This window comes from Bradyrhizobium sp. P5_C11_2 (assembly GCF_054049755.1).
In genome coordinates this window covers 1-14,535 of the sequence record NZ_JBFULT010000136.1, presented here as the reverse complement: position 1 = coordinate 14,535, position 14,535 = coordinate 1, and the positions used below count along the sequence as shown (strand labels likewise).

14 protein-coding genes and 1 pseudogene are annotated in these 14,535 nt (G+C 65.6%); 5 read left to right on the top strand and 10 right to left on the bottom strand.

What is annotated here, in order from left to right; genetic code table 11:
* Positions 1-251: pseudogene (locus ACXJL8_RS15550) on the bottom strand (MFS transporter); the annotation flags it as partial.
* 342 nt (positions 252-593) lie between these two features.
* On the opposite strand from ACXJL8_RS15550, the gene ACXJL8_RS15545 reads away from it, so the two are divergent.
* From ACXJL8_RS15545 to ACXJL8_RS15535, 3 genes are read left to right on the top strand one after another with little or no spacing between them, the layout of a single operon-like run.
* A complete protein-coding gene (locus ACXJL8_RS15545) occupies positions 594-1,808 on the top strand; it encodes an ABC transporter substrate-binding protein (RefSeq protein WP_456618036.1) in 1,215 nt (404 codons plus the stop codon).
* 7 nt (positions 1,809-1,815) lie between these two features.
* On the top strand, positions 1,816-3,549 hold the full coding sequence (locus ACXJL8_RS15540) for an FAD-dependent oxidoreductase (protein ID WP_456685201.1): 1,734 nt from the start codon (positions 1,816-1,818) through the stop codon (positions 3,547-3,549).
* An 18-nt stretch (positions 3,550-3,567) separates the two neighbouring features.
* Positions 3,568-4,362 (top strand): IclR family transcriptional regulator, encoded by a 795-nt coding sequence (locus ACXJL8_RS15535; RefSeq protein ID WP_456618038.1) that lies wholly within the window; start codon positions 3,568-3,570, stop codon positions 4,360-4,362.
* 185 nt (positions 4,363-4,547) lie between these two features.
* Here the strand turns inward: ACXJL8_RS15535 and ACXJL8_RS15530 are convergent, their stop codons facing one another.
* From ACXJL8_RS15530 to ACXJL8_RS15495, 8 genes are all read right to left on the bottom strand, one after another.
* Complete coding sequence (locus ACXJL8_RS15530) at positions 4,548-5,327, bottom strand: SDR family NAD(P)-dependent oxidoreductase (protein WP_456618039.1); 780 nt, start codon at positions 5,325-5,327, stop codon at positions 4,548-4,550.
* 57 nt (positions 5,328-5,384) lie between these two features.
* Positions 5,385-5,975, bottom strand: coding sequence for a thiamine pyrophosphate-dependent enzyme (locus ACXJL8_RS15525; RefSeq protein ID WP_456618040.1), 591 nt, complete (start codon positions 5,973-5,975; stop codon positions 5,385-5,387).
* A gap of 5 nt (positions 5,976-5,980) precedes the next feature.
* Positions 5,981-6,541 carry a thiamine pyrophosphate-binding protein gene (locus ACXJL8_RS15520; protein ID WP_456618041.1) on the bottom strand — a complete coding sequence of 187 codons (561 nt, stop codon included), beginning with the start codon at positions 6,539-6,541 and terminating at the stop codon, positions 5,981-5,983.
* A gap of 255 nt (positions 6,542-6,796) precedes the next feature.
* Positions 6,797-7,498 carry a GntR family transcriptional regulator gene (locus ACXJL8_RS15515; protein WP_456618042.1) on the bottom strand — a complete coding sequence of 234 codons (702 nt, stop codon included), beginning with the start codon at positions 7,496-7,498 and terminating at the stop codon, positions 6,797-6,799.
* A 108-nt stretch (positions 7,499-7,606) separates the two neighbouring features.
* Positions 7,607-8,350, bottom strand: a complete 744-nt coding sequence (locus ACXJL8_RS15510) for an aspartate/glutamate racemase family protein (RefSeq protein WP_456618043.1) — start codon at positions 8,348-8,350, stop codon at positions 7,607-7,609.
* A 9-nt stretch (positions 8,351-8,359) separates the two neighbouring features.
* Positions 8,360-9,625 carry an NAD(P)/FAD-dependent oxidoreductase gene (locus tag ACXJL8_RS15505; protein ID WP_456685200.1) on the bottom strand — a complete coding sequence of 422 codons (1,266 nt, stop codon included), beginning with the start codon at positions 9,623-9,625 and terminating at the stop codon, positions 8,360-8,362.
* Between the two features lie 3 nt (positions 9,626-9,628).
* Entirely contained in the window at positions 9,629-11,290 is a 1,662-nt protein-coding gene (locus ACXJL8_RS15500; RefSeq protein ID WP_456618045.1) for a thiamine pyrophosphate-binding protein, read from the bottom strand.
* Positions 11,291-11,437: 147 nt separating this feature from the next.
* The gene (locus tag ACXJL8_RS15495; RefSeq protein WP_456618046.1) at positions 11,438-12,355 is read right to left on the bottom strand and encodes an NAD(P)-dependent oxidoreductase; all 918 of its coding nucleotides are present in this window, start codon (positions 12,353-12,355) and stop codon (positions 11,438-11,440) included.
* 103 nt (positions 12,356-12,458) lie between these two features.
* Between ACXJL8_RS15495 and ACXJL8_RS15490 the strand changes: the two genes are divergently transcribed.
* Entirely contained in the window at positions 12,459-13,295 is an 837-nt protein-coding gene (locus ACXJL8_RS15490; protein WP_456618047.1) for a transporter substrate-binding domain-containing protein, read from the top strand.
* Between the two features lie 62 nt (positions 13,296-13,357).
* Positions 13,358-14,008 carry a TetR/AcrR family transcriptional regulator gene (locus ACXJL8_RS15485; RefSeq protein ID WP_456618048.1) on the top strand — a complete coding sequence of 217 codons (651 nt, stop codon included), beginning with the start codon at positions 13,358-13,360 and terminating at the stop codon, positions 14,006-14,008.
* A 285-nt stretch (positions 14,009-14,293) separates the two neighbouring features.
* On the opposite strand, the gene ACXJL8_RS15480 is transcribed toward ACXJL8_RS15485, so the two are convergent.
* On the bottom strand, positions 14,294-14,535 hold a 242-nt coding region (locus ACXJL8_RS15480), incomplete at its 5' end, for an ABC transporter permease (RefSeq protein WP_456685199.1).

The following is a 14,535-nucleotide window of genomic DNA, read 5'->3' as shown; positions in this document are numbered from 1 at the left end:
CCATAGTGCCCGATGATGGCGCCACCGATCGGGCGCGCGACGAAGCCGACCGCATAGGTCGAGAACGCCGCCAGCGTGCCGACGAAGGGATCGAAGCTCGGAAAGAACAGCTTGTTGAACACGAGCGCGGCGGCCGTGCCGTAGATCAGAAAATCGTACCACTCGATCGCGGTGCCGAGCGCGGCTGCCCACACCACATGCGCCGTCGCCGATCTCTCCGTCGCGCCGGAGACCCCCGTTGCTGCCGTCATGCCCTGCCCCACGATTCCAGGATGGCATCATGGCCAATCGCGGCGACGGTTGCAACCTGTCCGGGTAATGGCTTTCGCCAGGATGACGACGAGCGATTTGCGCGCAACTGCTTCAACGCGGTCATTGCGAGGAGCCCTTGCGACGAAGCAATCGTATGGGTCCCGGCCTTCGCCGGGACGACACCGGGAACGTGGCACCAGCGCTCTGTTTGTCCGCAGTCGCGGCGGTCCGGAACCCATCCAAATCCCATATTCGCCATTGACAAATCTATTTGCTAATATCTAACTAGCCGCCAATCCATAACCACCGCGGCAAGCGGACCCAGAAGAGAGGAAACGACGATGAGAGGGCTTTTGGCCTGCGCCATGCTCGCGGCCATGACTTCAGCGGCGATGACGTCCGTGGCCACCGCGCAGGTCTCCGACGACGCGGTGCGGATCGGCGTGCTGACGGATCTGTCGAGCTGGGGGCGCGACAACAGCGGGCCGGGGTCGGTCGAAGCCGCGAAAATGGCGGTCGAGGAGTTCGGGCCGACCGTGCTCGGCAAGCCGATCGAGATCATCAGCGCCGACCACCAGATGAAGACCGACGTCGGCGTGCAGATCGTGCGTGGCTGGTTCGACAACGGCAAGGTCGACGCGGTCGTCGACATCCCGAACTCCGGCATCGCGATCGCGGTCCACAACATGGTGCGCGAGCGCAACAAGATCGCGCTGCTCTCCGGCCCCGGCGCAAGCTCGCTGACCGACGAACTGTGCAGCTCGAACACCGTACACTTCACCTACGACACCTACGCGCTGTCCAAGGTCACAGCCTCGGCCGTGATCAAGGAAGGCGGCAAGTCCTGGTACTTCATCACCGCGGACTATGCCTTTGGCCAGCAGCTCGAAAAGGACGCCACCCGTTTCATCAACGAGATGGGCGGCAAGGTTTTGGGCGGCGTGAAGCATCCGACCAACACGGCCGACTTCTCCTCCTTCGCGCTGCAGGCGCAGAGCTCGAAATCCGACGTGGTCGCGTTCGCGAACGCCGGCCAGGACACCGACAACGCGATCAAGCAGTCCGGCGAGTTCGGCCTGGTGCAGGGTGGCCAGAAGCTCGTCGGCCTGTTGATGTTCGACACTGACGTGCACGCGATCGGCCTGAAGGCGGCCCAGGGCACCTACATGACCACGGCGTCGTACTGGAACATGGACGAGGCGACCCGCGCCTGGTCGAAGAAATTCTACGAGCGCACCAAGGTGATGCCGACCATGATCCAGACCGGGGTCTACGGCTCGGTGCTGCACTATCTCAAGGCCATCAAGGCCGCCGGTACCGACGATCCCGCCAAGGCGATGGCCAAGATGCGCGAGCTGCCGATCGAGGATACATTCGTCCACGGCGGACGCTTGCGCGAGGACGGCCGTGTCATCCGCGACATGTATCTGGCCAAGGTGAAGGCACCCGGGCAGTCCAAGGAGCCCTGGGACTATCTCGACATCGTCAAGACCGTGAAGGGCGAGGACGCCTTCCGCCCGGTCTCCGAGTCCAAATGTCCGCTGCTGAAGAAGTGAGGTCGGCATGATCGGCAACGAGCACAACGCAAGCGAGACCTACGAGTGCGACGTGCTCGTGGCCGGATCCGGCGCCTCCGGCATGTCGGCGGCGATCACCGCGCGTTATCGCGGGCTGGACGTGCTGATCGTCGAGAAGGAGCCGCGCTTCGGCGGCACCACTGCCCGCTCCGGCGGCTGGCTGTGGATTCCCGGCACGTCGCTGGCGCGGGCCTACGGCATCGAGGAGACGCCGGAGCATGCGCGCACTTACTTGCGGCACGAGGCCGGCAACAATTTTGACGCCGCCCGCGTCGATGCTTTCCTCAGCGCCGGCCCCGAGGCGGTCGATTTCTTCACGAGCAAGACCGCGCTGCGCTTCGACATGCCGCTGGTGTTTCCGGACTATCACGCGGAGGCGCCCGGCGGCGCGCAGGGCGGCCGCTCCATGGTGACGCGGCCGTTCGACGGCCGCGAGCTCGGCGACCTCATCAAGACGCTCGGCATGCCGCTTCCGGAGCTCACCGTGTTCGGCATGATGCTCGGTTCGGGCAAGGAGATCATCCATTTCATGCGCGTGACGAAATCGCTGACCTCGGCGGTCTACGTCGCCAAGCGCCTGTCGCGCCATCTGATGGACGTGCTGCGCTACGGCCGCGGCATGACCTTGACCAATGGCAACGCGCTCGCCGGGAGGCTGGCGAAATCCGCGCTCGATCTCAAGATTCCAATGTGGCTGTCCGCGCCGGTGCGCGAGCTGACGGTCGAGAACGGCACGGTGACCGGCGCGATCGTCACCCGCGAGGGCCGCGAGGTACGTGTCCGCGCGCGGCAGGGCGTCGTGCTCGCTTGCGGCGGCTTCCCGCACGACATCGCACGGCGCCAGAAAATGTTTCCGCACGCGCCGACCGGCAACGAGCACTATTCGCCCGGCCCCACCGGCAATACCGGTGACGGCCTGCGCCTCGCGGAAAGTGCCGGTGGCCAGGTCGAGAACCGCTTGCCGAATGCGGCAGCCTGGGTGCCGGTGTCACTGACGACGCGCAAGGACGGTTCGCGCGGCGTGATGCCGCATTTCATCGACCGCGCCAAGCCGGGCGTGATCGCGGTGATGCGCGACGGCAAGCGTTTTGCCAACGAGGGCAATTCCTACCACGACTTCGTCCAGGCCATGGTGAAGGCGGCAAAACCCGGCGAGGAGATCGCGGCCTTCCTCGTCTGCGATCACAAGACGCTGCGGAAATACGGCCTCGGCTGCGTGCCACCCTTCCCGATGCCGCTCGGACATCACCTGAACACCGGCTATCTCATGCGCGGCGACACCCTGGAGGCGCTCGCGGCGCAAGCCGGCATCGACGCCACGGCCTTCGCCGAGACCGTCAAGAAGTTCAATGCGACCGCCCCGCTGGGACACGATGCCGCCTTCGGCAAGGGCTCGAAGGCCTATAACCGCTACCAGGGCGATGCCATGCACGGCCCGAACCCCTGCGTGGCGCCGCTCGAGAACGGCCCGTTCTACGCCATCAAGATGGTGATCGGCGACCTCGGCACCTATGCCGGCATCGTCACTGACGAGAATGCGCGGGCGCTCGACGGCGAGGGCCGCGTCATCCCCGGCCTCTATGCCGCCGGCAACGACATGGCGAGCATCATGGGCGGAAACTATCCCGGCGCCGGCATCACGCTTGGGCCGGCGCTGACCTTCGGCTACATTGCCGGCCGTCATCTTGCCGACAGCGCCGCCAAGCGCAACGCGGCGTAAGCATACGCCAGGAGGCGCATGAAGAGAGAAAGCCGCGGTATCCAGTCGATCGAGGTCGGCGGCGAATTGCTCCGCGCGCTCGCGAGGTGCGGCGAGCCGATGATGCTGCGCGATCTCGCGCGCGAGGCCGGCATGGCGCCGGCCAAGGCGCATCCCTATCTCGCCAGCTTCTCGCGCATCGGGCTGATCGAGCAGGACGAGACCACCGGCCGCTACGAGATCGGCGCGTTGGCGCTCGAGCTCGGCCTGATCAGCCTGCGCCGGCTCTCAGGCGTGCGCATCGCCGGACCGAAGATCGCGACGCTCGCCGCCCAGATCGGTCATGCCGTCTCGCTGGCGGTCTGGGGCACCCATGGCCCAACTGTCGTGCAGCTCGAGGAACCCGGCCAGCCGGTTCACATCGTGATGCGGGCCGGATCGGTGATGGCGCTGCTGGAGACCGCGACCGGCCGGGCGTTTGCGGCCTTCCTGCCGGCGAAGACGATCAACGCCGCGCTCGACAGCGGCCTCGATCGCTTCGGCGTCGGCTACAATCCGAAACGCTCGCCGAAAAGTCCGAAGACTGCCGAGATGCTCGCCGAGGTCCGCAAGCATGGCCTGGCGCGCGCGCTCGGCGATCCCCTCCCCGGTGTCAACGCGTTCTCCGCGCCCGTGTTCGATCACGCCGGCCATGTCGCCTTGGTCATCACCGCGATGGGGCCGGAAGGCACGTTCGATGCGCGCTGGGACAGCCCGATCGCCAATGCCCTGCGCGACTGCGCCGGCGGCATCTCGAAACGGCTGGGACACGGGATGACTGTTGCGGCGGAGTGAAGCTTCACAGCCCAACACAACAACCGCTGTCATGCCCCGCCACCGGGTCTCGCCTCCGGCGAGCCCGATGACAGGCTCCGGCGGGGCATCCAGTACGCCGCGGCGGATCGGTTCAATCGCAGGTGTCACGGCGTACTGGATCGCCCGGTCAAGCCGGGCGATGACAGCAAGGATAGGACGCGCCCCTATTTCTCCTTCACCGGCACCGTGTAGTTCAGGATCAGCCGCCCTCCATCCGGATAGATGGTCTGCCCCGTGATGTAGGACGCATCGTCGCTGGCCAGGAAGGCGACCACGGACGCAACTTCGCTCGGTTCGCCGCCGCGGCCGATCGGGGTGCGCGACAGCACGCCTCTGCGGGCATCTTCGGACGTGTAAATGGCGGAGGTCACCATGTCGGTCAAAATCGTGCCCGGCCCGACCGCGACGACGCGGATGTTGTGCGGGGCCAGCGCGACGGCGGCCACCGAGGTGAGCTGCTTCATGCCGCCCTTGGAGATGGCATAGGTCGCAAGCGTCGGGATCGCCAGCAACGCATTCACCGACGACATGTTGATGATGACCCCGCCGCCGCCCTGCGCGATCATCTGCTTCGCAGCGGCCTGGACGCCGAAGAACGCGCCCTTCAGGTTGATGGCGATGACGTCGTCAAAGTCCTGCTCCGAGATCTCCAGGATGTCCTGGTTGCGGGCGACGCCGGCATTGTTGACCATGATGTCGAGCCGGCCGAACTCCTTCGCGGCGGTCGCAACGAGCTGGTCGACGTCGGTGCGCTTGGCGACATTGCCGACCACGGTACGCAAGGCGTCCGGCCGCCCCAGCTCGGCGGCCGTCGCGGCGAGGCCCTCGGCATCGACGTCCGAGATGACAACCTTGACGCCGTCATCCAAAAATCTCTTCGCACAGGCCTTGCCGATGCCGCGCGCCGCGCCGGTGATGGCGGCGACCTTGCCGGATAGTTTCATGGGTCTCACTCCAGAATAGCTGCTTGCGGCGAACCTATTCCGGGCAAGGGCCTCAGCTCAAGCCGCCGCAAATCCGAGATGAGCACGGAACCGGTTCTTGATAAAGACGGCATCGCGCGAGGGCAGCGAGCGCGGCGGATTTTCCGCGGCCACCTTGATGACGAAGAGTCGCGGACCCTGGCCCGGCTCGGCGATCCCTGCGGCGAGGCGTTCCACCTCCTCGGGCGTCCGCGCGGTTCCGGTTGCGGCAAAACCGCAGGCCGCGGCAATCGCCGTGAGATCGACGCCGCGCCCGGTGTGGCTCGCCTGCATCCCGGTCTCGCCGAAATGCTGGTTGTCGATCACGACGATGTCGAGATTGCGCGGACGGGCGACGCCGATGGTGGCGATGCCGCCGAGCCCCATGAGCTGTTCGCCATCTCCAGTCAGGGCGAGCACGCGCTTGCCGGGCTGGGCTTGCGCCAGCCCGAGCCCGATCAGCGCGGCGCCGCCCATCGCGCCCCAGAGATAGAAATTGCCGTCATGGTCGCCGACCGAATGCAGGTCATAGGTGGGCGAGCCGAGGCCGGAGACGACCAGCGTATCCTTGCGGTTCTTGAGAAGAGCCGCGACGGCGACCCGGCGATCGAGTTGAGCAGGACCAGACATCGACATCACCACTTCTTCTTGCCGACCAGGCGCTGTCCGATCAGCACCGCGACCTGTTGATCGGATTCGTAGGCGAGCGCAGCTGCGGATTCGACGGTCTCGACCAGATCTTCCGGCGTCTCCGCGCGCATCACCTTCAGCCCGATCGCCTCCAGCGAGGGCTGCGTCGCCCGGCTCATCGGCACCTGCCAGGGATTGAACTCGGCCCACTCGCCGCGCATCGTCACCAGCATCAGCAGCGGAAAGCGGCCTATCGCCGAGAGCGACAGCATGTTGATGCAATTGCCGACGCCGCTCGACTGCATCAGCAGCACGCTGCGCTGGCCGCCGAGCCAGGCGCCCGCGGCAATGGCGATGCCCTCCTCTTCCGTGGTCAGCACATTGGTGGTGACATCACGGTCGGCCGAGAACATGCGGATGAGCTGGCTGTGGCCGGCATCCGGCACGTAGGACATCTGCCTGACGTCGGCGGCTTTCAGGATGCGATAGAGCGCGGACGGCCAGTCGTCACTGCTGCGCGCTTCGGGATGGGGTTGAGGGCTGTGCACCGCGTGTCTCCGTGACATTCGGGAGGCACGCTAGCYATGTTCCTGCGCGAAAGCTCTGACCGTCTGGCACGACCAGATATCGAGGGATTGTATAGCTGCTGTTGGCGGCAGCGGCAGTGCCTCTGCTCCCTCGCCCCGCTTACGGGGAGAGGGTGGGGTGAGGGGCTCTCTCCATACGAGGAGTCTACCGATAGACCTGTACCCCCTCACCCGGATTGCATCTTCGATGCAATCCGACCTCCCCCCGCAAGCGGGGCGAGGTGAAGAAGAACCTCAATTCGCCGCGGACCTCGTCGCCGGCATATAAATCTGCGCGTAGCCTTCCTTGATCGCGGACGTGATGCGATCTAGCCGCCGGTCGATGTGCTTTTCCAGCACGGAGACGCACCTGTCCTCGTCGCGCACCTTCAGCCCCTCGACCACGGCGCGGTGCTCGGCCTGGGTGTTGGAGCGGTTGATGCTGTCCATGTCGATCCAGCGCACGAAGCGGATGCGGGCGTTGACGTTGCGCAGCACGCGCAGCATCTCGGCGTTGTTCGACATTGCCATCAGCCGCTCGTGAAAGGTCTCGTCGAGCTCGACCAGTTCCACCGACGTGCGCTCGCCGGGATCTGGACCGGTGGCTTCGAGGAACTTCAGCAGCGCGTCGATGTCTTCATCCTTGGCGCGCTTGATGGCGAGGCGAACCGAAGCGACCTCGATCGACTTGCGCAATTCGTAGAGATCGAAGATCTCGTGCGCGTCGAGCTCGCGGCAGAAGAAGCCCTTGCCCGGCGTGAAGCGCAGGAAGCCTTCGGTGTTGAGACGGTTGAGCGCCTCGCGCAGCGGCGTGCGGCTGACGCCGAGTCGTTTGGCCAGCTCGCCTTCATTGAGCCGCTCGCCCGGCTTGAACTCATAGCTCACGGCCATGGCCTTGAGCTGTTCATAGACGCGATCGACGATGCTATCGGAAGCCAGTTCCACGTTGCTCTTCATAAGCTGCATTCATGCCCGAACACAATTCAATATACCGGGGCTGAACGGACGATGGCAATGCAAACGACAGCTTAGGCGCGTTTGTTCAGAGCTTTGCGACGATCGGAATCAGGCAAAGACGCGCGGGCGCAGTCCCGCATGAAACCAGGTGATCATGGAATAGATGTCATAGACAGGCAATCCGACCTCGGCCTGAAGTGCCGCCGCATAAGGCGGCATATTGGTGCATTCGAGCACGATGGCGCCGACATCCGGATTTTTGGCGACGAGCTCCTTGCCGGCCTCGACCACGTCACGCTCGGCCTGCGCGATGTCCATATCGTCCTTCTCGGCCTTGATCAGAACGCGAAAGAACTCCTTGCCGTTCTCGGTGCCGACCAGCGGCGTGTCGAGCGGCACGCCGGCGCCTTCGAGATGGGCCGGCGTCAGCGTCGAGCCCGACACCGTGACGAGGCCGACGCGTTTGCCGGGCGGCAGGGTCGCCTGCACCCATGGCACCTGCATCAGCGACGAAGTCGCCACCGGCACGCCGACAGCGGCTGCAATCTCCTTCTGGAACAGCGAGAGGAAGCCGCAATTGGTGGTGATCGCCTCGGCCCCCAGCCGCACCAGGTCCTTCGCCGCATCGATGAAGTCGGGCAACAGGCCTGCCGCGCCCTTCAGCACGACCTTCTCCGGCGAGGCCCCGCTCACCACGCGATAGAGCACGGGGAACGGCCAGGTCGTGCCGTTGCCCATGTCGCCGGGAATGCGCGGGAAGCGCGCTTCCAGCATCAGGATACCGAGCGGCGCGCCGTAGATGGCCTTGCCGCCACGGGCGATGCGGGAGGATGAGTTGGCTGGAGAGGTCATGGTGCGGTCTCAGAGGAAACGATCGGGCGCGAACGGCGCCAGCGGAATTTCCGGCGCCTTGCCGCTCAGGAGCTGGGCGACGAGACGGCCGGTACGGGCGGAGCCGACCAGGCCGACATGACCGTGGCCGAAGGCATAGACGATGTCGCGCGAAGCCCGCGCGTAACCGATGCAGGGCCGCCCGTCCGGCATGCTCGGCCGATGGCCGAACCAGGTTTTGATGCGCGAGGCCGGAATATCTTTCGGCAGCTTCGGGAACATGCTGAAGAGATGATCGCGCAAAATCTCGGCGCGCTTCCAGTTCGGCGCGGCCTCGAGGCCGGCGATCTCGACGGTGCCTGCGGCGCGCAAGCCCTTGTCGGTCCAGTTCACCACCATCTTGGCGTCGGATGCCATGATCGAGCTGCGCGGGCCTGATTCCGGATTCTCGATCATGACGTGATAGCCGCGCTCTGTCTCGAGCGGCAGGGGATCGCCGACCGATGCGGTGAGCTGCCTGGACCGCGCCCCCGCGGCGACCACTGYGGCATCGCAAGCGATCTCGCCGGTCTCGGTGAGGACCGCCACGAGCTTGTTGCCGTTGAGCTTGAGCCCTGTCGCCCTGGCGCGCACGTGCTTGGCGCCACCTGCGAAAGCATGTTGCGCAAGAGCTGCGACATAAGCCCCGGGATCGCGGCAGCGCCCGGCTTCCTCCACCACCACGCCAAAGCTGTAGCGTGGATGCAGGTCCGGCTCGCGCTGACGCATCTCGTCGGCATTGAGCTCCAGCCACGCGACCCCGACCTTCTTGCGCAGGCGCCAGCCGAGATCGTTGTCGAAATTGCCGCGCGACGGAAAGGCATGCATCAGGCCGTTGCGCTCGATCAGCTCCGGGACGCCGGCCTCCTCCGCGAGCTTCCTGTGCAGCAGCGGCGCGTCCTTCAGCAGGTCGCGCAACGCGAACGCCGTCTTTTCGACCCGCGCCTCGGTCCAGCCCGAGAGCAGGTACTTGATCAGCCAGGGCAAGGCCTTCGGCAGATACGACCAGCGGATCGCGAGCGGGCCGAGYGGGTCCATCAGATAGAACGGCACCTTCTTCCAGATGCCAGGTTCCGCCGGCGGGATCACCGAATGCGACGACAGCCAGCCGGCATTGCCATAGCTCGCCGCCTGTTCGCCGCCGGGCTCGCCCGGATCGATCAGCGTGACGCGATGACCCTCGCGCAACGCCTCGATGGCGCTGATCACGCCGACCGCACCGGCTCCGATGATCGCGACGTGGCGGCCGGTCGCCATCGCTTACGCCTTCACCGCGGGCGCAAAATCCTTGCCGACCGAGATCGCGCGCGGATCGATGATGCAGTGGAGGATCGACGGCTTGCCCGAGGCCAGCGCGCGCTCGAATGCCGGCGCAAACTCCTCGGTGCGCTCGACCCGCTCGCCATGCCCGCCGAAGGCTTTTGCGTACATCGCAAAATCCGGGTTCTTGAGCTGGGTGCCGACGACGCGGCCGGGATAGTCGCGCTCCTGGTGCATGCGGATGGTACCGTATTGCGAATTGTCGACGACGATGACGACCAGCGGCGCGTCGTACTGCACGGCGGTCGCGAATTCCTGGCCGTTCATCAGGAAACAGCCGTCGCCGGCGAAGGCGACGACGGTACGATCCGGATATTGCCGTTTTGCCAACACCGCCGCCGGCACGCCATAGCCCATCGAGCCCGAGGTCGGCGCGAGCTGGGCGGCAAAGCTGTGGAAGCGGTGATGGCGATGGATCCAGCCGGCATAATTGCCGGCGCCGTTGCAGACGATCGCGTCCTTGGGCAGGCGGTCGCGCAGCCAGGTCATGACCTGACCATACTGGAACGTGCCCGGCAGCTCGCGCGCCTTTTCGGTCCAGGCCAGATAATCGGCATGCGCCTTGGCGGCCTCGCCCTTCCAGGCAACCGCGCCGGCAGGTTTCAGCGTCTCGACGGCGGCGGCAAACGCGGCGGGCGTCGCCTGGATCGCGAGCTCCGGCTGATAGATGCGGCCAAGCTCTTCGGAGCCGGGATGCACGTGGATCAGCTTCTGCTGCGGCGTCGGAATATCGAGCAGCGTGTAGGACGACGACGGCATCTCCGACATCCGGCCGCCGATGAGCAGGATGACATCGGCGCCGTCGACGCGGGCTTTCAAGCCCGGGCTCGGCCCGATGCCGAGATCGCCGGCATAGTGCGAATGATCGGCGTCGATCAGCGAGGCGCGGCGGAACGAGGTCGCGACCGGCAGGTCGAACCGCTCGGCAAAGCGCGCGATGCTCTTGGTCGCCTCGTCGGTCCAGCGCGAGCCGCCGAGAATGACCAGCGGCGCCTTGGCGCTGGCGAGCATGGCGCCGACGCGCTCGATATCTGACGGCGCCGGCCAGCTCACCGCCGGCTCGATGCGCATCGCGTCGGCCACCGCCGCGGTCTCGGTCAGCATGTTCTCCGGCAAGGAAATCACCACGGGACCGGGACGGCCCTGCATGGCGACGCGGAAGGCGCGCGCCACCAGCTCCGGAATGCGATCGGGACGGTCGATCTCGACCGCCCATTTCGCCATGGTGCCGAACACCGCCTTGTAGTCGAGCTCCTGGAACGCCTCGCGCTCGCGCATGCCGATGTCGACCTGGCCCACGAACAGGATCATCGGCGTCGAATCCTGCATCGCGATGTGGACGCCATGGCTAGCATTGGTCGCGCCGGGGCCGCGGGTGACGAAGCAGACGCCGGGGCGCCCGGTGAGCTTACCATAGGCCTCCGCCATCATGGCGGCGCCGCCTTCGGCGCGGCAGATCATGACGTCGATCGGGCTGTCATGCAGCGCGTCGAGCGCTGCGAGATAGCTCTCGCCCGGCACGCAGGTGACGCGGTCGACACCTTGAGCGACCAGTTGATCGATCAGGATCTGGCCCCCGGTGCGGGTGTTACGAATGGTCATGACAGCTCCCTGCAGGCTTTGGCGACACTTTCGAGCGCCTCGCGATAATTTCGTTCGCAGGTGGCGTAGGACAGGCCGACAGGAGGTGCAAGATCGAAAGGCTTCCCGCTCCCTGCGCAGGCGTCATGCCCGCCCCTGCTGTTTGCACTACCGCCCATTCGCCATGATGCGGCGGCAATGATCGAGCGCGGCGCCGATGAGGTTGTCGCTCGCCTCCGGCGTGCGGAACGCCGAATGCGCCGACAGCGTCACGTTCGGCAGCCTGGTGAGCGGATGCCCGGCCGGCAGCGGCTCGACGGTGAAGACGTCGAGGCCCGCATGGGCAATGTGGCCCGAGCGCAGCGCATCACACATCGCGTCCTCGTCGACGACGGCGCCGCGCGCGGTGTTGATCAGGATGCTGCCCGGACGCATCATGGCGATGCGCTCGCGGGACAGGAAACCCTTGGTGTCGTCGTTGAGGAGCAAATGCAACGAGACGACGTGGCTCTTTGCGAGGAGCCTCTCCAGCGGGACGAATTCGACGCCGGCATGCGTCTTCGGCGATCTGTTCCAGGCGATCACCTTCATGCCGCAGCCAAGCGCCATGCGCGCGGCTTCCGCCGCGATGCCGCCGAAGCCGATCAGGCCGAGGGTCTTGCCGGTGAGCTGCACCGCGTCGCGGCGCAGCCAGTTGCCCTCGCGCATGCCGCGATCCATCTCGCCAAAGCTCTTGGCCGAAGCCCACATCAGGGCGATCGCGCATTCGGCCACCGCGGTGTCGCCATAGCCCTTGATGGTGTGAACCGCGATGCCGTGCTGGCTCAGCTCGTCCGGATTCATGTAGCTGCGCGCGCCGGTGCCGAGGAAGACGACGTGCTTCAGCTTGGTGCACTTGGCCGCAATCGCGGTCGGCACCGCGGTGTGATCGACGATCATGATCTCGACGCCGTCGAGCAGGCCGGGCAGGTCGTCGGGCTTGATCGACGGGTTGCGGTTGATGCCGACCGAAAGGTTGGTGCCGCGCAGCAGCTTTTCAGTCACGGTAGCAAGGGTGTCGTTGGCGTCGACAAAAAGGGCGCGCACGGCTTCTCTTTCATGCTCGGCAGAAGAAATACTGTCTTGCATTTTATCCTGAATACAAGAATAGTCCAGAAGCCGGGCTGAATCTCTTCAGGAGCAACTGCCCATGAATCGCAGGGACGCACTTACCACCGTCGCGCTCGCCGGCGCGGCAATGGCCGCGGCCGGTTCGGCCAAGGCCGACACCGCGCCGACCTCCACGCTCGACCGCATCAAGAAAAGCGGCGTGCTGCGAATCGCCGTCATCGCCGGCCAGGATCCCTATTTCCACAAGGATCTCGCCACCAATCAATGGTCGGGCGCCTGCATCGACATGGCGAACGACATCGCCGGCAAGCTCGGCGCCAAGGTCGAGACGCTGGAATCGACCTGGGGCAACCAGATCCTCGACCTTCAGGCCGAGAAGATCGATCTCGCCTTCGCCGTGAATCCGACGCCCGAGCGCGCGCTGGTCATCGACTTCTCCTCGCCCATCCTGGTGCACTCCTTCACCGTCATCACCAAGAAGGGTTTTGCCAAGCCGCAAACCTGGGCGGAGATCAACAAGCCCGAGGTCAAGATCGCCGTCGACATCGGCTCGACCCATGAGACGATCGCGCGCCGTTATTGCCCCAAGGCGACGATCCTCGGCTTCAAGGAGCGCAACGAGGCGATCCTCGCGGTATCCACCGGGCGCGCGGACTGCAACATATCGCTGGCGGTGCTTTCCGTGGCGACCCTGAAGAAGAACCCGACGCTCGGCGAGCTTGCGGTACCGCGACCACTGCTCACGCTGCCGACCAATCTGGGCATCCGTGCCGAAGGCGACCGGCGCTACAAGGACTTCCTCAGCGCCTGGGCCGACTACAACCGCGCGCTTGGCCAGACCCGCGAATGGATGCTCAAGGCCTTTGAGACCATCGGCCTCAGCGCGGACGACATTCCCGGCGAAATCCAGTTCTGACGGCTTTGTCGTTCGGGTTGCCGCGCCCCCGGTTTCCATGGAAACTGGCGGGAGAAACAGCGATGCCCGAGCGCATGCCGCCCCCATCGAAGCGCACCAACGACCCCGAGCGCACCAAGCGCGACATCCTCGAAGTGGCGATGGCCGAATTCGCCTCGGAAGGCTATTCCGGCGCGCGCGTCGATGCGATCGCGGCGCGGATGCGCACATCGAAGCGGATGATCTATTACTATTTCGGCGGCAAGGAGCAGCTCTACCTCGCGGTGCTGGAGGAGGCCTATCGCAGCATCCGCGCGCTGGAGGACCAGCTCGACATCGCAAGCTGCGACGCGCGCGAGGGACTGCGCCGGCTGATCCAGGCGACCTTCGACCATGACGAGCGCAACCCGAACTTCATCCGCCTCGTCTCGATCGAGAACATCCACCACGGCAAGCACCTGAAGCAGAATTTGCCACTGCGCCAGCTCAACGCCAGCGTGATCGCGACGCTCGACGGCATCCTCGAGCGCGGCCGCGACGAAGGCGTCTTCCGCGACGACGTCGACGCCATCGACCTGCACCTGGCCATCAGCTCCTACTGCTTCTTCCGCGTCGCCAACCGCCACACTTTTGGCGCGCTGTTCGACCGCGATCTGAGCGAGCCGAAGGTGCTGGCGAAGAGCCGGACGCAGATCGTGGAGATGATCTTGGCGTGGCTGGGGGCGAAGGGGTGAGGGACGGTGCCATAACCGGGGACCCGTAGCCTGCATGAGCGAAACGACATGCGGGGCCGGTTGTCCCGGATATCGCTTCGCTCATCCGGGCTACGCCGCTGCGCGCCGCAGACGAAAGCCGGCCGCCATATATTCGGTGTCGTCCTGGCGAAAGCCAGGACCCATTTCCACCGAGCGTAATTTGGCGAAGACTCGGGGTTACCAGCTCGCGCTACGACATCTCCCTGGGGTAATGGGTCCTGGCTTTCGCCAGGAAGACGTGAAGAGACACCGCGCAGACGAAGCTCACCCGCCCTTCTTCCCCCGCGCGCTCGCCAGCAGCACCAGCATGAAGGAAGCCGCCGTCATCAGCGTCGAGATCGCGGCGATGGTCGGGTCGATCTCGTCGCGGAGCGCGGTGAACATGCGCTTGGTCAGCGGCTGATACTGGCCGCCGGAGATGAACAGCGCCACGATGGTCTCGTCCATCGCCGAGATGAAGGCGAAGATGCCGCCGGCGACCACGCTGGACTTGACCTGCGGCAGCG